This is a genomic window from Kitasatospora sp. NPDC007106 (assembly GCF_040634455.1).
Taxonomy (GTDB): Bacteria; Actinomycetota; Actinomycetes; order Streptomycetales; family Streptomycetaceae; genus Kitasatospora; species Kitasatospora arboriphila.
On the sequence record NZ_JBEYFP010000032.1, the window covers coordinates 1 to 17,900 of the forward strand.

Annotated in this window: 14 protein-coding genes; 3 read left to right on the forward strand and 11 right to left on the reverse strand. The window is 71.3% G+C overall.

What is annotated here, in order from left to right; all coding sequences use genetic code 11:
• Window positions 1-238: 238 nt before the first annotated feature.
• The 9 genes from ABZ641_RS06015 to ABZ641_RS06055 all read right to left on the reverse strand — a co-directional run bounded on the left by ABZ641_RS06015 (window position 239) and on the right by ABZ641_RS06055 (window position 10,607).
• The gene (locus ABZ641_RS06015) at window positions 239-1,777 is read right to left on the reverse strand and encodes a CoA-acylating methylmalonate-semialdehyde dehydrogenase (protein ID WP_344625096.1); all 1,539 of its coding nucleotides are present in this window, start codon (window positions 1,775-1,777) and stop codon (window positions 239-241) included.
• Between the two features lie 172 nt (window positions 1,778-1,949).
• Complete coding sequence (locus ABZ641_RS06020) at window positions 1,950-2,636, reverse strand: hypothetical protein (RefSeq protein ID WP_359979502.1); 687 nt, start codon at window positions 2,634-2,636, stop codon at window positions 1,950-1,952.
• Between the two features lie 74 nt (window positions 2,637-2,710).
• On the reverse strand, window positions 2,711-3,157 hold the full coding sequence (locus ABZ641_RS06025; RefSeq protein WP_359979504.1) for a hypothetical protein: 447 nt from the start codon (window positions 3,155-3,157) through the stop codon (window positions 2,711-2,713).
• Window positions 3,158-3,368: 211 nt separating this feature from the next.
• A complete protein-coding gene (locus tag ABZ641_RS06030; RefSeq protein ID WP_344625099.1) occupies window positions 3,369-4,763 on the reverse strand; it encodes an FAD-dependent oxidoreductase in 1,395 nt (464 codons plus the stop codon).
• 71 nt (window positions 4,764-4,834) lie between these two features.
• Complete coding sequence (locus ABZ641_RS06035) at window positions 4,835-5,638, reverse strand: ABC transporter permease (RefSeq protein WP_344625100.1); 804 nt, start codon at window positions 5,636-5,638, stop codon at window positions 4,835-4,837.
• Window positions 5,638-6,567, reverse strand: a complete 930-nt coding sequence (locus ABZ641_RS06040; protein ID WP_359979509.1) for an ABC transporter permease — start codon at window positions 6,565-6,567, stop codon at window positions 5,638-5,640. The genes ABZ641_RS06035 and ABZ641_RS06040 overlap by 1 nt, the downstream gene beginning before the upstream one ends.
• Entirely contained in the window at window positions 6,564-7,736 is a 1,173-nt protein-coding gene (locus ABZ641_RS06045; protein WP_344625102.1) for an ABC transporter ATP-binding protein, read from the reverse strand. Before ABZ641_RS06045 ends, ABZ641_RS06040 begins: the two co-directional genes overlap by 4 nt.
• A gap of 44 nt (window positions 7,737-7,780) precedes the next feature.
• Window positions 7,781-9,040 (reverse strand): spermidine/putrescine ABC transporter substrate-binding protein, encoded by a 1,260-nt coding sequence (locus tag ABZ641_RS06050; protein ID WP_344625103.1) that lies wholly within the window; start codon window positions 9,038-9,040, stop codon window positions 7,781-7,783.
• Between the two features lie 49 nt (window positions 9,041-9,089).
• On the reverse strand, window positions 9,090-10,607 hold the full coding sequence (locus ABZ641_RS06055) for a gamma-aminobutyraldehyde dehydrogenase (protein ID WP_359979513.1): 1,518 nt from the start codon (window positions 10,605-10,607) through the stop codon (window positions 9,090-9,092).
• Window positions 10,608-11,037: 430 nt separating this feature from the next.
• On the opposite strand from ABZ641_RS06055, the gene ABZ641_RS06060 reads away from it, so the two are divergent.
• On the forward strand, window positions 11,038-12,693 hold the full coding sequence (locus tag ABZ641_RS06060) for a PucR family transcriptional regulator (RefSeq protein ID WP_344625105.1): 1,656 nt from the start codon (window positions 11,038-11,040) through the stop codon (window positions 12,691-12,693).
• Window positions 12,694-12,752: 59 nt separating this feature from the next.
• On the opposite strand, the gene ABZ641_RS06065 is transcribed toward ABZ641_RS06060, so the two are convergent.
• Together ABZ641_RS06065 and ABZ641_RS06070 are read right to left on the reverse strand one after the other, a co-directional pair.
• On the reverse strand, window positions 12,753-14,111 hold the full coding sequence (locus tag ABZ641_RS06065; RefSeq protein ID WP_344625106.1) for an aspartate aminotransferase family protein: 1,359 nt from the start codon (window positions 14,109-14,111) through the stop codon (window positions 12,753-12,755).
• A gap of 157 nt (window positions 14,112-14,268) precedes the next feature.
• The gene (locus ABZ641_RS06070) at window positions 14,269-15,714 is read right to left on the reverse strand and encodes a gamma-aminobutyraldehyde dehydrogenase (RefSeq protein ID WP_344625107.1); all 1,446 of its coding nucleotides are present in this window, start codon (window positions 15,712-15,714) and stop codon (window positions 14,269-14,271) included.
• Between the two features lie 267 nt (window positions 15,715-15,981).
• Here ABZ641_RS06070 and ABZ641_RS06075 point away from each other — a divergent pair, with 267 nt between their 5' ends.
• Window positions 15,982-16,455 carry an Lrp/AsnC family transcriptional regulator gene (locus ABZ641_RS06075; protein ID WP_043175796.1) on the forward strand — a complete coding sequence of 158 codons (474 nt, stop codon included), beginning with the start codon at window positions 15,982-15,984 and terminating at the stop codon, window positions 16,453-16,455.
• Window positions 16,452-17,846, forward strand: a complete 1,395-nt coding sequence (locus ABZ641_RS06080) for an aspartate aminotransferase family protein (RefSeq protein WP_344625108.1) — start codon at window positions 16,452-16,454, stop codon at window positions 17,844-17,846. The genes ABZ641_RS06075 and ABZ641_RS06080 overlap by 4 nt, the downstream gene beginning before the upstream one ends.
• Window positions 17,847-17,900: the final 54 nt, after the last annotated feature.

The window sequence follows — 17,900 nt, forward strand, 5'->3', positions numbered from 1 at the left end:
GTGCAATTCCTATAAACGCGCACGCCGAATTCGCACCGGGACGCGACAAGACGCGACCCAGCCCGAGCCGGGAGGTGGTGTTTCAAGGGATTGGCCGCTCCGGGACCGTCCGCGCAGACGCGTGTCCGGTGCTCCCTGCCGAGCGACCAGTGAACACTACGCCGAACGGGGAGCGGATGCAAACGAACCGGCCGGCACCTCGGGGAGAGGGGCCGGCCGGTGGTCGGGGCGGGGCGGTTCAGCTGTTGGTGGGGAAGCCGAGGTTGATACCGCCGTGCGACGGGTCGAGCCAGCGCTGGGTCACGACCTTGCCGCGGGTGAAGAACTGGACGCCGTCGGGGCCGTAGGCGTGGGCGTCGCCGAAGAGCGAGGCCTTCCAGCCGCCGAACGAGTAGTAGGCGACGGGGACGGGGATCGGCACGTTGATGCCGACCATGCCGACCTCCACCTCGTTCTGGAAGCGCCGGGCGGCGCCGCCGTCGTTGGTGAAGATGGCCGTGCCGTTGCCGTACGGGTTGCTGTTGATGAGGGCCAGGCCCTCCTCGTAGGTGGAGACCCGGACGACCGAGAGGACGGGGCCGAAGATCTCGTCGCTGTAGACGGACATGCCCGGCTTCACGTGGTCGAACAGGGTGGGGCCGAGCCAGAAGCCGTCCGCGGTCGGGGCGCCGTTGACGTCCTCGGCCGCGATCGCGTGCTTGCGGCCGTCGACGGCCAGCTCGGCGCCGTCGGCGAGGCCGGACTCGACGTAGGAGGTGACCTTGTCGCGGTGCTGGCCGGTGACCAGCGGGCCCATCTCGGAGTCGCCGTTGCAGCCGGGGCCGACCTTCAGCGCGGCGACACGGGACTTGATCTTCTCGACCAGCTCGTCGCCGATCGGGTCGACGGCGACCAGGACGGAGACCGCCATGCAGCGCTCGCCGGCCGCACCGAAGCCCGCGTTGACGGCGGCGTCGGCACTCAGGTCGAGGTCGGCGTCGGGCAGCACCAGCATGTGGTTCTTCGCGCCGCCGAGGGCCTGGACCCGCTTGCCGTAGCGGGTGCCGGTCTCGTAGACGTAGCGGGCGATCGGGGTGGAGCCGACGAAGCTGACCGACTTGATGTCGGGGTGCTCCAGCAGGCGGTCGACCGCGACCTTGTCGCCGTGCACGACGTTGAAGACGCCGTCCGGCAGGCCGGCCTCCTTCCACAGCTCGGCGAGGAAGTTGGCAGCGGACGGGTCCTTCTCGGAGGGCTTCAGGACGACCGTGTTGCCGGTCGCGATGGCGATCGGGAAGAACCACATCGGCACCATGGCCGGGAAGTTGAACGGCGAGATGATCGCGACGGGGCCGAGCGGCTGGCGGATCGAGTAGACGTCGATGCCGGTGGACGCCTGCTCCGAGAAGCCGCCCTTGGAGAGCTGCGGGATGCCGCAGGCGTACTCCACGACCTCCAGGCCGCGGGCGAGCTCGCCGAGCGCGTCGGAGTGCACCTTGCCGTGCTCGGAGACGATGATCGACGCGAGCTCGTCCTTGCGAGCGTTGAACAGCTCGCGGAAGCGGAAGAGCACCTGGGTGCGCTTGGCCACGGACGAGCGACGCCACTCGGCGAACGCCGAGGCCGCAGCGGCGACGGCCTGGTCGACCTCGGCGATCTCGGCGAAGTCGACCTGGCCCGACACCTGTCCGGTGGCCGGATCGAAGATGTCACCGCGGCGGGGCGCGGCGCCGGCGGTGGCGACGGGGGCGCCACCGATCCAGTGGGTGACGTGCTTGTTCGGGCTGGACTTGCTCAAGATCGTCTGCCTCCGAAGTCCCGTGCGGTGTGTGGGCCGCCGGTACGTGGTAACGGCGCCGCCCGGCTTCGTCCGGACGACGGGATCACGGGGCTCCCGCGCTCGTAATCCAGTCTGCGGACCCTGCCGCCGGGCCTCAACGAGCAGCGTGACGGGGAACGGAGATTCACCCTTACAGGTCGTCGGGCTGCTCCGCCTCGACGTCCTCCAGATAGGGGTCGTGCAGCCCGTCGTCGTCCTCCCGGACCTCCATCAGGTCCAGTCGGAGGTCCTGGGCCCAGGCCTGGGCCCAGGCCGAACGGGCCGCGGCGTCCGGGTGGACGGGCGCCGCCGCGGACTCCAGCCGGTCGGCGAGCACCACCGGCTGGAACTCCTCGTCGAGTGCGCCGGCCAGGGCCAGCAGCTCGCCCTCGGAGAAGGGGCCGCTCAGCACGTGCAGGACTGCGAGGTCCTCCGACAGGCCCCGGTCGCAGAAGCGGAGCACGGCGAGCGCCGCGGCGTCCGGCAGCGCGACCACCGGGACGGGGGCGCCGGGGAGCAGCACGGCAGGGTGCCGCAGGGGTTCCTTGCGCAGTTCGATCGGGCAGGGCGTGCCGGTCAGCTGGATCTGGCGCGGGGTGCCGGGCTGGACGCCGGCGCGGTGGCCGGCCGCGCGGAGGTGTTCGGCGAGGCCGGCGGCGATGTCGGCGAGGGGCGGGCCCTCGGCGGTGACGAGGACGAGTCCGGTGGAGCGGGTGGCGGGGAGGCCGTGGGCGGCGAGCGCGTCGGGGCCGGCGAGGGCGAGGGCGTACCGGAGGCAGAGCGGCTGGGCGGTCTCCAGCAGCCGGAGGTGCTCGTCGGAGAGCGCGCTTGCGGTCATGGGACCAGTCTGGCGCGGTTCGCCCTCGGGGTGGCGTTGCGGTGACCCTGCGGGTGGGCGGTGCGGCCGGCGGGTCACGGGAGGCCGGTGAGTCGGGCGGCGGCGTCGTGGAGGGCGAGTTCGAGGCGGCGGGGGTCGACGAGCCGGCCGGTGCCGTCCGGGGGGATCAGCCAGTGCAGGGCGCGGTCGGTGCCGTCCGGGTGGGGGACGGTGAGGGCGGTGCCGTGGCCGAGGGTGCGGATGCCGGAGCCGAGCCAGCCGTCGGCGGTGCCGGTGGGGACGAGGAAGGCGACGGTGCCTGCGGTGCGGTCCTGGAGGACGGGGCCCGGTCCGGGGAGGCGGGCGAGGGCGTCGAGGGCGGTGCGTCCGAACGGGCCGGGGGTGAGGACGGCGTCCCACTGGCGACCGGCGGGCAGCGGGGCGGGGTGGCGGCCGGTCCGTTCCCAGGTGCGCAGGAAGGCGCGCGGGTCGGGGGCGGCCGCGGCGAGCCAGGCTGCGGCGGTGCGGGCGGTGGGCGGCATCGGTGCTCCTCGGGGGGACGGGTCGGGGTCGCTCACCGGGGAGAGGGCGGTGGGTGCGGGTTCTTACACGGTTTCGGCGGTTCTCGGCCCGGGCGGACCCGGTTTCGGCGGCTCTCGGTCCGGGCGGACGCGGACGTACCGCGGGGCGCATCCGGGCCGGGTGGCCGGGGTGCGCCCCGCGGTGGCGCCGACGGTCGGGCCGGCGGTGGGGTCAGCTGTCGAAGCCGAGGCCGAGGCGGTCCAGGGTGCGCAGCCAGAGGTTGCGCCGGCCGCCGCGGCGGTCGGCGCGGTCGAGCGACCAGCGGGTGAGTTCGATGCCGGCCCAGCGGACGGGTTCGGGCGGGAAGGGGAGCGGCTTCTTGCGGACCATCTCCAGTTCGGTGCGTTCGGTGCGTTCGCCGGAGAGGAGGTCGAGCATGACCTCGGCGCCGAAGCGGGTGGCGCCGACGCCGAGGCCGGTGAAGCCGGCGGCGTAGGCGACGCGGCCGTGGTGGGCGGTGTCGAAGAAGGCGGAGAAGCGGCTGCAGGTGTCGATGGCGCCGCCCCAGGCGTGGGTGAAGCGGACTCCTTCGAGCTGGGGGAAGGTCTCGAAGAACTGCCGGGAGAGGGTGCGGAAGGTGTCGGGGCGCTGGTCGTGCTCGGCGCGGACCTTGCCGCCGTAGTGGTAGATGGCGTCGTAGCCGCCCCAGAGGATGCGGTTGTCGGCGGAGAGCCGGAAGTAGTGGAACTGGTTGGCGCTGTCGCCGAGGCCCTGGCGGCCGCGCCAGCCGACGGCGGCCATCTGCTCGTCGTTGAGGGGTTCGGTCATGAGGGCGTAGTCGTAGACCGGGACGATGTAGGGGCGGACGCGCTTGAGCAGGGACGGGAAGACGTTGGTGCCAAGGGCGACGCGGCGGGCGAAGACCCGGCCGTAGGGGGTGCGGACGGCCATGCCGGTGCCGTGTTCGACGAGGGTGAGGGCCTTGGTGCGTTCGTGGATGCGGACGCCCTGCCGGAGGCAGGCCTTCTTGAGGCCCCAGGCGAGTTTGGCGGGGTGGACCATGGCGACGCCGTCGCGGTCCCAGAGGCCGCCGAGGAAGGTGGGCGAGTCGACCTCGCGGCGCACCTGGTCGGCGTCGAGGACGGTGGTGTCGAGACCGTGTTCGGCGAGGGCCTCGGCGACCTCGTGGAGTTCGTCGAGCTGGTGGGGTTCGGTGGCGACGTCGATCTCGCCGGTGCGCTCCCACTCGCAGTCGAGGTCGTACTTCTTGACGGCGTCCTCGATGGCGTCGAGGTTGGCGCGGCCGAGTTCTTCGAGCCGGTTCAGTTCGGCGGGCCAGCGCTGCAGGCCGTTGCCGAAGCCGTGGGTGAGGCTGGCGGCACAGAATCCGCCGTTGCGCCCGGAGGCCGCCCAGCCCACCTCGTCCGCCTCGACGAGGACGACGTCCTGCGAGGGGTCGCGTTCCTTGGCGAGGAGCGCCGTCCACAGGCCGGAGTATCCGCCGCCGACGACCAGCAGGTCGCAGGTGGTGTCGCCGACGAGGGCGGGGAGGGCCTCGGGCCGACCCGGGTCCTCCAGCCAGAACGAGGTGGGTTTGACGTCACTGAGCGCACGGGCGGAGTCCATGCCGTATCAGCCGCTTTCTGGTGGTCGTTCGGGCTTCGGTCAGTAGAACGGGGAGGAGGAGTGGTGTGGCATCAGGCGCGGGCCTTCCGGCGGTTGCCGATCCACTGTCCGGCGACGGTGAGGACGACGGCCGCGAGGAACATCGCGGTGCCGATCACGTTCACCTGGACGGGTATGCCGCGCTGCGAGGCGCCCCAGACGAACATCGGGAAGGTGACGGTGGTGGGGCCCGAGTTGAACTGGGTGATGATGAAGTCGTCGAAGGAGAGGGCGAAGCTGAGCAGCGCGCCGGCGGCGATGCCGGGGGCGGCGAGCGGCAGGGTGATCTTGAGGAAGGTCTGCACCGGGGTGGCGTAGAGGTCCTGGGCGGCCTGTTCGAGGCGCGGGTCCATGCTCATGACGCGGGCCTTGACGGCGGTGACCACGAAGCTGAGGCAGAACATGATGTGCGCGATCAGGATCGTGGTGAAGCCGAACGGGATGCGCATGTTGAGGAAGAGCGTGCCGAGCGAGGCGGCCATGACGACCTCGGGCATGGCCATCGGCAGGAAGATCAGCCCGGTGGTGGCGGAGCGGCCGCGGAAGCGGTAGCGGGCCAGGGCGAAGGCGACCATGGTGCCGAGGATCGTGGCGCCGGCGGTGGCCGCGAGGGCGAGCTGCAGGCTGAGGACGAGCGAGCCGCACATGTCGGCGACGCCGCAGGGGTCCGTCCAGGCGTCGGTGGAGAACTGGGCCCACTCGTAGTTGAACTTGCCGGCGGGCTTGTTGAACGAGAAGAGCAGGACGACCAGGTTGGGCAGGACGAGGTAGGCGAGGGCGAGGACGCCCGCGAGGGTGACGAGGTTGCGGCGCAGCCAGCTGGACACCTTGTTCATCAGACCAGGTCCTCCGTTCCGGCCTTGCGCATGTAGACCGTCACCACGCCCAGGATCAGGGCCATCAGGATGAAGCTCAGGGCTGCCGCCGTGGGGTAGTCGAGCACGTTGAGGAACTGCTTCTGGATGCCGTTGCCGACCATCTGCTCGCTGGGGGAGCCGAGCAGTTGGGCGTTGATGTAGTCGCCGGAGGCGGGGATGAAGGTGAGCAGGGTGCCGGCGACGACGCCGGGCAGGGAGATCGGGAAGGTCACCTTGCGGAAGGTGGTGAAGGGCTTGGCGTAGAGGTCGCCGGCGGCCTCGTGCAGCCTGGGGTCGATCCGCTCCAGCGAGGTGTAGAGCGGGAGGATCATGAACGGCAGGAAGTTGTAGGTGAGGCCGCAGACCACGGCGAGCGGGGTGGCGAGGACGCGGTGGCCGGCGGTGAGGCCGAGCGCGTCGGTGAGGTCGAGGACGTGCAGGGTGTTGAGCGCGCCGACCACGTAGCCGCCGTCGGACAGGATGGTCTTCCAGGCCAGGGTGCGGATCAGGAAGCTGGTGAAGAACGGCGCGATCACCAGGATGAGGATGACGTTGCGCCACCGCTTGCTGGCCTTGAAGGCGATCGTGTACGCGAGCGGGTAGCCGATGGCGAGGCAGAGCACGGTGGCGGTGGCGGCGTACGCGAAGGAGCGGACGAAGTGCCACTTGTACTCGGTGAAGGCGTCCCAGTAGGTGGCGAAGTGCCAGGTGACGCGGAAGCCCTCCTCCAGCGAGCCGGTCTGCAGGGAGGTGGAGCCCTGGTAGACCATCGGCACCGCGAAGAAGACCACGAGCCAGGCGATGCCGGGCAGCAGCAGCCAGTACGGGACGAGCTTGCGCCGGGTGCGCCGGGGCGGCGCGGGGGGTGCGGCGTCCCGGAGCGGCGCCGTCTCGGTGGTGGTGGTCACGCGTCCTCCTCCGCGGTGCCGGCGTCGATCGCCTGGGAGGCGTCGAGCGCGAAGGAGTGGGCGGGGTTCCAGTGGACCTGGACGGTGGCGCCGGGGACGATCCGGCCGTCGCGCTCCATGTTCTGCTCGAAGACGGCGATGTCCTGGCCGGTGCCGGTGCGGACGGTGTACTGGGTGGAGACGCCGATGAAGCTGGAGTCGACGACGGTGCCGACCAGGCGGTTGCGGTCCTCGGGGACGTCCGTGGAGGAGTGCGCGATGGTGATCTTCTCGGGGCGGACGCCGAGGTGGACCTTGGTGGCGTCGGTGGCGCAGCGGGCGCGGGGGACGGCGAGGCGGGTGCCGCCTGCGCTGAGCAGGAGCTCGTCGCCGGAGTTCCCGGTGACCTCGGCGGGGATGAGGTTGGACTGGCCGAGGAAGTTGGCGACGAAGGTGGTCGCGGGGTTCTCGTAGAGGTCGGCGGGGGCGCCGAGCTGCTCGATGCGTCCGCCGTTCATCACCGCGATGGTGTCGGCCATGGTCATGGCCTCCTCCTGGTCGTGGGTGACGTGGACGAAGGTGATGCCGACCTCGGTCTGGATGCGCTTGAGTTCGAGCTGCATCTGGCGGCGGAGCTTGAGGTCGAGGGCGCCGAGCGGTTCGTCGAGCAGCAGGACCTGCGGGTGGTTGATGAGGGCGCGGGCGACGGCGACGCGCTGCTGCTGGCCGCCGGAGAGCTGGTGCGGCTTGCGGCGGGCGAGCGGGCCGAGTTCGACCAGCTCCAGCATGTCCTCGACCTGCTTCTTGACGTCCTTCTTGCCGCGGCGGCGCAGGCCGAAGGCGACGTTCTCGTAGATGTCGAGGTGCGGGAAGAGCGCGTAGTTCTGGAAGACGGTGTTGACCGGCCGCTTGTACGGGGGCAGGGCGGTGACGTCCTGTCCGCCGATGAGGACGGTGCCGGAGGTCGGGTCCTCCAGGCCGGCGATCATGCGCAGGGTGGTGGTCTTGCCGCAGCCGGACGCGCCGAGCAGGGCGAAGAAGGAGCCCTGGGGGATCGTCAGGTCGAGGGGGTGGACGGCGGTGGAGCTGCCGTAGGTCTTGCTGATGCCGGTGAGCCGTACGTCGCCGCCCGAGGGGGTTTCGGCGGGGCCGGTGGCCTTCGCGGTGGTGTCGGTCGCCTGGTCGGTCATGGTGTGCGGGTCCTATCTCCGAGGCCGGTGGTCGGGGGCGCGGGTCAGGCGCCGATGAGCTTGGAGAACCTGTCCTCGAAGTCGCTCTCCTCGGCCTCGCCGAGGCTGCGGAAGTTGTGGACCTTGGCGGCCATCTCGGGGGTGGGGATGACCAGGGGGTTGGCGGCGGCGTCGGCGTCGAGCTTGGCGAGTTCGGCCTGTGCGCCGGTGACCGGGGAGACGTAGCCGATGCCCGCGGTGAGCCGGGCGGCTATCTCGGGCCGGTAGTAGAAGTCGATGAGCCGTTCGGCGTTGTGCTTGTGCTGGGCGCGGGCCGGGATCAGCATGTTGTCGGTCGACGCGACGTAGCCCTTGTCCGGGACGACGAACTCGATGTCGGGGTTGTCGGCCTTGAGCTGGATGAGGTCGCCGCCCCAGGCGACGCAGGCGGCGATGTCGCCGGAGGACAGCTCCTGGCCGTAGTCGTTGCCGGTGAACTTGCGGATCTGCTTGCTGTCGACGCCCTTCTGGAGGCGGGCGATCGCGGCGGCGTAGTCGTCGGCGGTGAACTTCGCCGGATCCTTGTCCATGTCGAGCAGGGTCATGCCGATGGTGTCGCGCATCTCCGACAGGAAGGTGACGCGGCCCTTGAGCTCGGGGTCGTCGAGCAGCTGGGAGACGCTGGTGACGGCCTTCCCCTTGGTCGCCTTCTTGTTGTAGGCGATGACGACCTGGATGCCCGCCCACGGGTAGGAGTAGAGGCGGCCCGGGTCCCAGTCGGGGGCGCGGAAGCGGGCCTCCAGGTTGGTGATCGCGGTGGTGATCCGGGACTGGTCGAGCTTCTGCACCCAGCCGAGGCGGATCAGCCGGGCGGCCATCCAGTCGGTGAGGACCATGACGTCGCGCCCGGTGTCCTGGCCGGCGGCGAGCTGCGGCTTGACCTTGCCGAAGAACTCGACGTTGTCGTTGACGTCCTCGGTGTACTTGACCTTGACGCCGGTGGCCGCGGTGAAGGCGTCGAGGGTGCCGTGCTTCTGCTCGTCCTTGGGGTCGACGTCGACGTACAGCGGCCAGTTGGAGAAGTTGACGACCTTGTCGGTGTCGGAGAGGTCCTTCGCGGCGGCGTTGGCGGCCTCGCCCGAGGTGCCGTTGGTGCTCTTCGCCGGCGGGATGCCGCAGGCGGTGAGGGTGCCCGCGCCGGCCGCGAGCGCACCGGCGCGCAGCACCGTCCTGCGGCTGAGGGCGGCGCGGCCGCTGGTGAGGCTGCGTTCCCAGGCCTTGCGGACCGGCTCCGGCAGGCCGTCGGTGATCTCGTTCAGCTGCATGCGGGGACACCCTCCTGAGGGGGGCTCGGGCGTGGGGGGACGGACGGGGTTATCGGTCCCCGAAGATCGTGCGGTGCCAATCCTTGCGGGCCACCGCGGTGGTGTCGTACATGACGTGCTTGACCTGGGTGTACTCGTCGAGGGAGTACTGCGACATGTCCTTGCCGTAGCCGGAGGCCTTGTAGCCGCCGTGCGGCATCTCGCTGATGATCGGGATGTGGTCGTTGACCCAGACGCAGCCGGCCGCGATCTCGCGGGTGGCGCGCAGCGAGCGGTGGACGTCGCGGGTCCAGGCGGAGGCGGCGAGGCCGTAGGGGGTGTCGTTGGCGAGCCGCAGGCCCTCCTCGTCGCTGTCGAAGGGCAGGACGACGAGGACGGGGCCGAAGATCTCGCCCTGGACGACCTCGCTGTCCTGGGCGGCGCCGGTGATCAGGGTGGGCTGGTGGTAGGCGCCGAGGGTGAGGTCGGAGCCGTCGTGGCCCTTGGTGCCGGTGCCGCCTCCGGTCACGACGGTGGCGCCGTCGCGGCGGGCGCGCTCGACGAAGCCGGCGACGCGGTCGCGGTGGGCGAAGGAGACCAGCGGGCCGAGGTCGGTCTGCGGGTTGCGCGGGTCGCCGAGACGGACGGCGGCGTACAGGTCGGCGACCCCGGCGACGAAGGCGTCGTAGAGCGGGCGCTGGACGTAGGCGCGGGTGGCGGCGGTGCAGTCCTGGCCGCTGTTGATGAGGGAGGCGGCGACCGCGCCGTGCACGGCGGCCTCCAGGTCGGCGTCGTCGAAGACCACGAACGGGGCCTTGCCGCCGAGTTCGAGGTGGGTGCGCTTGACGGTGGCGGTGGCGAGTTCGGCGACCCGCTTGCCGACGGCGGTGGAGCCGGTGAACGACACCATCGACACCGCGGGGTGGGAGACGAGGTGCTCGCCGGCGGTGCGGCCGGCGCCGGTGATGACGTTGACGACGCCGTCGGGGATGCCGGCCTCGGTGCACGCGGCGGCGAACATCAGCGAGGTCAGCGGGGTGAGCTCGGCGGGCTTGAGGACGATGGTGTTGCCCGCGGCGATCGCCGGGAGGATCTTCCAGGCGGCCATCTGCAGGGGGTAGTTCCAGGGCGAGATCGAGCCGACCACGCCGATCGCCTCGCGGCGCACGTACGAGGTGTGGTCGCCGGAGTACTCGCCGGCGGCCTTGCCCTCCAGGTTGCGGGCGGCGCCGGCGAAGAAGGCGGTGTTGTCGATCGTGCCGGGGACGTCGAACTCGGTGGAGAGCTTGATCGGCTTGCCGGTCTGCGCGGTCTCGACGTGGGCGAACTCCTCGGCGTGGTCGGCGAGGACGCCGGCCAGCCGGCCCAGGGCCTCGGCGCGGGTGCCGGGGGTGGCGCGGGACCACTCGGGGAGGGCGGCGCGGGCCGCGTCGACCGCGGCGTCGACGTCGGCGGGCGAGGCCAGCACGACCTCCTCCACGGTGCTGCCGTCGGCCGGGTTGACCACCCGGAACCGCTCGTCGCCGCTCCCTGTGACCACCCGCCCGGCGATGTGCTGCGCGCCGGCGCTGAAGTTGGTCAGGTCCATCTGCTGTCCTCCATGTGCCCGGTGGTTCGGCTTCCGCGCGCCGGGCGCGGATGCCGCTGCACGCCCATGCTTCCTCGGCGGTGCGGCGATGCCCGTACGCCATGGCCGGAGACTGGTCCAGTCGCCGCATAGCAGACGGAGAGATCCGAAGCGGTGGTTCACCGGGATTGCGCGATCCTGACAGGCCCAGTTTTCTTCCACAAGGGATTCCGCTGTTGCCTTCTGGTTACGCTGCGGATTCCGCTGCCGCGTCCCGGTTTTCGCCACTTCCGATTGCCTGACCATGCCGTCTCGGGCGATCGGGTGACAAGGGTCACTCCGACAGGCCCGGCGGCAAGGGGTTTACAGGGTGCAAGGCGGCGCGGCGGGTGGGCGGGCACCGCGCCGAGGCAAGATTTCCCTGACAACCCTGATCAGCTGGAGGCCCGCGATGCTCCCCACCGTCGCCCGGGTGCTGGACCTGGACGTGATGCGGCGCGGACTGCCCGACGTGGTGGCCGGTGCGGACCACCTGGAGCGGCCCGTCCGCTGGGTCCACGTGAGCGAGCTGCCGGACGTCGCCGGCGTCCTGCAGGGCGGCGAGCTGGTGCTCACCACCGGCATCGCGCTGCCCGAGCAGCGCGAGGGCCTGGCCCGCTACGTCCACGAGCTCGCCGACGTCGGCGCCGCCGGCCTGGTCGTCGAGTTCGGCCGCCGCTACTTCGACTCGCTGCCGCGGGCGCTGGTCAACGCCGCCGAGCAGCGCGGGCTGCCGCTGATCGCGCTCCGCCGCGAGCTGCGCTTCGTCGCCGTCACCGAGGCGGTGCACGCCCTGGTGGTCAACGCCCAGCTGGAGCAGTTGCGCACCTCCGAGGCGGTGCACCAGGTCTTCAACGAGCTGGCGGTGGAGGGCGCCGAGCCCGCCGAGGTGGTGCGGCAGGTGGCGCAGCTGGCCGGTGCGCCGGTGGTGCTGGAGAACCTGGCGCACCAGGTGCTGGCGCACGAGAGCGCCGGCCGGCCGGAGGCGGAGCTGCTGGAGGGCTGGGAGGCGCGTTCGCGCGGGGTCCGCCCGCCGGGCCGCACCGGGCACGACCCGCGCAGCGGCTGGCTGGTCACCGCGGTCGGCGCGCGCGGCCAGGACTGGGGTCGGCTGGTGCTGATCGGCGGGCCGGGCGCGCTGCCGGAGGGCACCGCGCACCCGCACGCGATGATGCTGGAGCGCGGCGCGGCGACGCTGGCGCTGAACCGGCTGGTGGTGCGCGACCGGGAGAGCCTGGAGCGGCAGACCCACCGCACGCTGCTGTCGGGCATCCTCACGCACGCCCTGACGGTCAGCGAGGTCGCGCTGCGGGCGCAGGCGCTGGGGGTGCCGCTGGAGGGGCGGCGGCTGGTGGGCGTGGTGCTGCGGCAGCGCCGCGGGGCGGTGCCGGCCGCGCTGGAGGCGCAGGCCCGGCTGCGGGACTTCACCGAGCTGGCGGCGACGGCGATCCGCGGCTGCCGGCTGTCGGCGCTGGTCGGCGCGCTGGACGACGAGGGCGTCGGGATGCTGATCGCGCTCGGTTCTCAGCAGGACGAGCACGCGGCGCTGGAGGCGTTCGCGGCGGCGCTGCGCAAGCTGGTGGCGGACGGTGCGCGGGACGCGGCGGCGCCGCCGCCGGAGCCGGTGGTCGCGGTGGGCTCCTCGGTGGGGTCGGTGCGCGACGCCCGGCGCACCCTGCTGGAGGCGACCCAGGTCGCGGACGCGGCGCTGCACGACGCGCCGGGCGGCCGGGCGGCCGCCTACTACCGGCTGCCGGACGTCCGGCTGCGCGGTCTGCTGCACCTGCTGCGCGACGACGAGCGGCTGCAGACGTACGTGGAGCGCGAGCTGGGGCCGCTGCTGGCGTACGACGCCGAGCACGGCGGGCAGTTGGTGCGGATGCTGCGGATCTACCTGGAGCAGGGCCGCAACAAGTCGGCGGCGGCGGACGCGGCGCACCTGTCCCGGCCGTCGTTCTACGACCGGCTGCACAAGGTGGAGCGGATCCTCGGGGTGGACCTGGACCAGGTGGAGTCCTGTCTGTCGCTGCACGTGGCGCTGCTGGCGCTGGACGCGGTGCGCCGCTGAGCGCGGGCGCGACGCAGCGGCCCCGGGGCGGTTGCCCCGGGGCCGCTCCCGTGGGTGCGTCAGACGGTGTGCGCGTCGGTGAGGGTGAGGACCTCGTCGAGGATCGCGAGGCCGGCCTTGGCCTCCTCCGCGCTGACGGTGCACGGCGGCACCACGTGGAAGCGGTTCATGTTGACGAAGGGCCACAGGCCGCGCTGCTTGCAGGCGGCGGCGAGCTCGGCCATCGGCGCGTTGGCCGGTCCGGCCGCGTTGTAGGGGACCAGCGGCTCGCGGGTCTCGCGGTTCTTGACCAGGTCGAGCGCCCAGAAGACGCCGAGGCCGCGGACCTCGCCGATCGAGGGGTGCCGCTCGGCGAGCTCGCGCAGGCCGGGGCCGATCACGCTCTCGCCGATCCGCTTGGCGTTCTCGACGATGCCCTCCTCCGCCATCGCCCCGATGGTGGCGACGGCCGAGGCGCAGGCCAGCGGGTGGCCGGAGTAGGTGAGGCCGCCGGGGAAGACCCGCTCGTCGAAGGTGGCGGCGATCTCCGGGTTGATGGCGACGCCGCCGAGCGGGACGTAGCCGGAGTTGACGCCCTTGGCGAAGGTCAGCAGGTCCGGGGTGATGCCCCAGTTGTCGGCGGCGAACCACTCGCCGGTGCGGCCGAAGCCTGCCATCACCTCGTCGAGGATGAAGACGATGCCGTGGCGGTCGCAGATCTCCCGGACGCCCTGCAGGTAGCCGGGCGGCGGGATCAGCACGCCGGCGGTGCCGACGACCGTCTCCAGGATGATCGCGGCGACGGTGGCCGGGCCTTCGAAGGCGATGACCTGCTCCAGGTGGGCGAGCGCGCGCTCGCACTCCTGCGCCTCGTTCTCGGCGTGGAAGACCGAGCGGTAGGCGTAGGGGCCCCAGAAGTGGACGATGCCGGAGACGCCGGTCTCGTTGGCCCAGCGGCGGGGGTCGCCGGTCAGCGCGATGGCGTTGGCGGTGGCGCCGTGGTACGAGCGGTAGGTGGAGAGCACCTTCTGACGGCCGGTGTGCAGGCGGGCCATCCGGATGGCGTTCTCGTTGGCCTCGGCGCCGCCGTTGGTGAAGAAGATCTTGTTCAGCTCGCCGGGGGTGCGCTCGGCGATCAGCCGGGCGGCCTCGCTGCGCGGCTCGACGGCGAAGCCGGGCGCGATGGTGCAGAGCTTGGCCGCCTGCTCCTGGATCGCGGCGACGACCTTCGGGTGCTGGTGGCCGATGTTGGTGTTCACCAGCTGGGAGGAGAAGTCGAGGTAGCGGTTGCCCTCGTAGTCCCAGAAGTAGGAACCCTCTGCGCCGGCCACCGCGAGGGGGTCGATCAGCGCCTGGGCGGACCACGAGTGGAAGACGTGCGCGCGGTCGGCGGCCTTGACGGCCTGGCCTGCGGCTGAGTCAGCGGTGGGGATGCTCATGCGGCCAGCCTAGGGAGCACGGGGGTCGCGAGGCAGTTGCACCATGTCACCCGATCGGCGCGTCGCCGTGACAGGGTGGCAAAGCGCGGGGGCGCGGGCGGCCGCGCTGTGCGCGCAGCTGCCCGCGCCCCCTGGGTGCGCCGGTCGCGTCGGTCGGTCAGATCGCGGTCATGACGTGCTTGACGCGGGTGTAGTCCTCGAAGCCGTAGGAGGACAGGTCCTTGCCGTAGCCGGACTTCTTGAAGCCGCCGTGCGGCATCTCGGCGACCAGCGGGATGTGGGTGTTGATCCAGACGCAGCCGAAGTCCAGGCGGCGGGACATCCGCATGGCGCGGGCGTGGTCCTTCGTCCAGACGGAGGAGGCGAGGGCGTACTCGACACCGTTGGCATAGCCGACGGCCTGGTCCTCGTCGGTGAACTTCTGCACGGTGATGACCGGGCCGAAGACCTCGCGCTGGATGATCTCGTCGTCCTGCAGCAGGCCGGAGACGACGGTCGGGGCGTAGAAGTAGCCCTTGTCGCCGACCCGGTGGCCGCCGGCCTCGACCTTGGCGTGCTCGGGCAGGCGGTCGATGAAGCCGGTGACCTGGGCGAGCTGGTTGGCGTTGTTCAGCGGGCCGTAGAGGACGTCCTCGTCGTCGATGCCGCCGGTCTTGGTGTCGGCGGCGGCCTTGGCGAGGGCCTCGACGAAGGCGTCGTGGATCGACTCGTGCACCAGGACGCGGGTGGCGGCGGTGCAGTCCTGGCCGGCGTTGAAGAAGCCGGCGACCGAGATGCCCTCCACGGCCTCGGCGATGTCGGCGTCCTCGAAGACCACGACCGGGGCCTTGCCGCCGAGCTCCAGGTGGACGCGCTTGACGTCCTTGGAGGCGGACTCGGCGACCTGGATGCCGGCGCGGACGGAGCCGGTGATGGAGGCCATCGCCGGGGTGGGGTGCTCGACCATCAGCTTGCCGGTCTCGCGGTCGCCGCAGATGACGTTGAAGACGCCGGCCGGCAGCTCCATGTCCTTGAGGATGCCGCCGATGATCTCGGCGAGCAGCACGGTGGAGGCCGGGGTGGTGTCCGAGGGCTTGAGGACGACGGTGTTGCCGGCGGCGATGGCCGGGGCGAACTTCCAGACCGCCATCATCATCGGGTAGTTCCACGGCGCGACCTGGGCGCAGACGCCGACCGGCTCGCGGCGGACGATGGAGGTCATGCCGTCCATGTACTCGCCCGCGGCCTTGCCCTCCAGCAGGCGGGCGGCACCGGCGAAGAACCGGATCTGGTCGACCATCGGGCCGATCTCCTCGGAGAGGGTCAGCCCACGCGGCTTGCCGGTGTTGCGGCACTCGGTGTCGACGATCTCGTCGGCCCGGGCCTCCACCGCGTCCGCGATCTTCAGCAGGAGCTTCTGGCGGGTCGAGGGGGTGGCGTCGCGCCACACGGGGAAGGCCTCGGCGGCGGCGGCCATCGCAGCGTCGACGTCGGTGGCGCCGGAGAGCGGGGAGGTCGCGTACACCTCGCCGGTCGTCGGGTCGATCACGTCCAGCGTGCGGCCGTCCGCCGCATCGACGAACTCGCCGTTGATGTAGTTGCGCAGCGTACGAAGGTCGCTCACGGGTCTCTCCTCGGTCTGGGCCTGCGGCGTTGCAGAATCCGGCGCCAGGGTACCTCCGGCGCACGGCTGGCCGGGTCGGACCGGCCGCGGTCCACTGGGGGTGTGTGCACGCCTGCGTGTGTACGTGGTCCAGGCTACCCAATGACCGACGGTATCGACAGGCTTCATCTCCGGACGCAACGCAATCCGCATGCAATTTTGGAAACAGCGACGAAATCAGCACGACGACGGCTTGCGTGCCGCGCGGCGATCGTGCACAGTGGCGACGTGGCCAACCGCGACCGGAACGCCAGCGTTCCCCTCGACGCCGCCTCCAAGGCGATCATCGAACAGCTCCAGGAGGACGGGCGCCGCCCGTACGCCGCCATCGGCAAGGCCGTCGGCCTGTCGGAGGCCGCCGTACGGCAACGCGTCCAGAAGCTGCTCGACCAGGGCGTGATGCAGATCGTCGCCGTCACCGACCCCCTCACCGTCGGCTTCACCCGGCAGGCGATGGTGGGGATCCGGGTGGAGGGTGACATCGAACCGGTCGCGGACGCCCTGGCCGCGTTCGACGAGGTCGACTACGTCGTCTGCACCGCAGGCTCGTTCGACCTGCTGGCCGAGCTGGTGTGCGAGGACGACGAGCACCTGCTCGAAATGATCAACAAGCGCATCCGCGCGCTTCCCGGCGTGCGGAGCACCGAGAGCTTCGTTTATCTGAAGCTCCGGAAACAGACCTACACCTGGGGCACCAGATGACAGCCGACCCGGCGCAGAAGGACCTTTCCAAGACCGCCTACGACCACCTGTGGATGCACTTCACCCGCATGTCGTCGTACGAGAACTCCCCCGTCCCCACCATCGTGCGCGGTGAGGGAACCTACGTCTGGGACGACAAGGGCAGGAAGTACCTCGACGGCCTCGCCGGCCTGTTCGTGGTCCAGGCCGGCCACGGCCGCGAGGAGCTCGCCGAGGCGGCTGCCAAGCAGGCCAAGGAGCTCGCCTTCTTCCCGGTCTGGAGCTACGCCCACCCGAAGGCCGTCGAGCTCGCCGAGCGCCTGGCGAACTACGCCCCGGGCGACCTGAACAAGGTGTTCTTCTCGACCGGCGGCGGCGAGGCGGTCGAGACCGCCTGGAAGCTGGCCAAGCAGTACTTCAAGCTGACCGGCAAGCCGACCAAGTACAAGGTCATCTCCCGGGCCGTCGCCTACCACGGCACCCCCCAGGGCGCCCTGTCGATCACCGGCCTGCCGGGCCTGAAGGCCCCGTTCGAGCCGCTGGTGCCCGGCACCCACAAGGCTCCCAACACCAACATCTACCGCGCCCCCGAGTACCTCCAGGGCCCGGACGGCACCGTGGACCCGGAGGCCTACGGCCGCTGGTGCGCCGACCAGGTCGAGCAGGCCATCCTCTTCGAGGGCCCGGACACCGTCGCCGCCGTCTTCGTCGAGCCGGTGCAGAACGCCGGCGGCTGCTTCCCGCCGCCGCCCGGGTACTTCCAGCGCCTGCGCGAGATCTGCGACCGCCACGACGTGCTGCTCGTCTCGGACGAGGTCATCTGCGCCTTCGGCCGCCTCGGCACCATGTTCGGCGCCGACAAGTTCGGCTACCAGCCCGACATGATCACCTGCGCCAAGGGCATGACCTCGGGCTACTCCCCGATCGGCGCCACGATCATCTCGGACCGCATCGCCGAGCCGTTCTACAAGGGCGAGAACACCTTCCTGCACGGCTACACCTTCGGCGGCCACCCGGTGTCCTCCGCGGTGGCGCTGGCCAACCTCGACATCTTCGAGCGCGAGGGCCTCAACCAGCACGTGCTCGACAACGAGTCGCGCTTCCTGGGCACCCTGGACAAGCTGCGCGACCTGCCGATCGTCGGCGACGTCCGCGGCAACGGGTACTTCTACGGCATCGAGCTCGTGAAGGACAAGACCACCAAGGAGTCGTTCAACGACGACGAGGTGGAGCGCGTCCTCTACGGCTTCCTGTCGAAGGCGCTCTTCGACAACGGCCTGTACTGCCGCGCCGACGACCGCGGCGACCCGGTCGTCCAGCTGGCCCCGCCGCTGATCTCCGACCAGTCGACCTTCGACGAGATCGAGCAGATCCTGCGGGTCAGCCTCACCGACGCGTGGGCGAAGATCTGACCCTCCTCCCACCCTCCGCCAGGGCGGTCCCGGTCCACCGGGGCCGCCCTTCGG

Excerpts from the sequence above, each read along its gene's own strand:
- ABZ641_RS06020 (WP_359979502.1), bottom strand. The coding sequence starts at position 2,636 with ATGACCGCAAGCGCGCTCTCCGACGAGCACCTCCGGCTGCTGGAGACC.
- ABZ641_RS06025 (WP_359979504.1), bottom strand. The coding sequence starts at position 3,157 with ATGCCGCCCACCGCCCGCACCGCCGCAGCCTGGCTCGCCGCGGCCGCC.
- ABZ641_RS06030 (WP_344625099.1), bottom strand. The coding sequence starts at position 4,763 with ATGGACTCCGCCCGTGCGCTCAGTGACGTCAAACCCACCTCGTTCTGG.
- ABZ641_RS06035 (WP_344625100.1), bottom strand. The coding sequence starts at position 5,638 with ATGAACAAGGTGTCCAGCTGGCTGCGCCGCAACCTCGTCACCCTCGCG.
- ABZ641_RS06045 (WP_344625102.1), bottom strand. The coding sequence starts at position 7,736 with ATGACCGACCAGGCGACCGACACCACCGCGAAGGCCACCGGCCCCGCC.
- ABZ641_RS06050 (WP_344625103.1), bottom strand. The coding sequence starts at position 9,040 with ATGCAGCTGAACGAGATCACCGACGGCCTGCCGGAGCCGGTCCGCAAG.
- ABZ641_RS06055 (WP_359979513.1), bottom strand. The coding sequence starts at position 10,607 with ATGGACCTGACCAACTTCAGCGCCGGCGCGCAGCACATCGCCGGGCGG.
- ABZ641_RS06060 (WP_344625105.1), top strand. The coding sequence starts at position 11,038 with ATGCTCCCCACCGTCGCCCGGGTGCTGGACCTGGACGTGATGCGGCGC.
- ABZ641_RS06065 (WP_344625106.1), bottom strand. The coding sequence starts at position 14,111 with ATGAGCATCCCCACCGCTGACTCAGCCGCAGGCCAGGCCGTCAAGGCC.
- ABZ641_RS06080 (WP_344625108.1), top strand. The coding sequence starts at position 16,452 with ATGACAGCCGACCCGGCGCAGAAGGACCTTTCCAAGACCGCCTACGAC.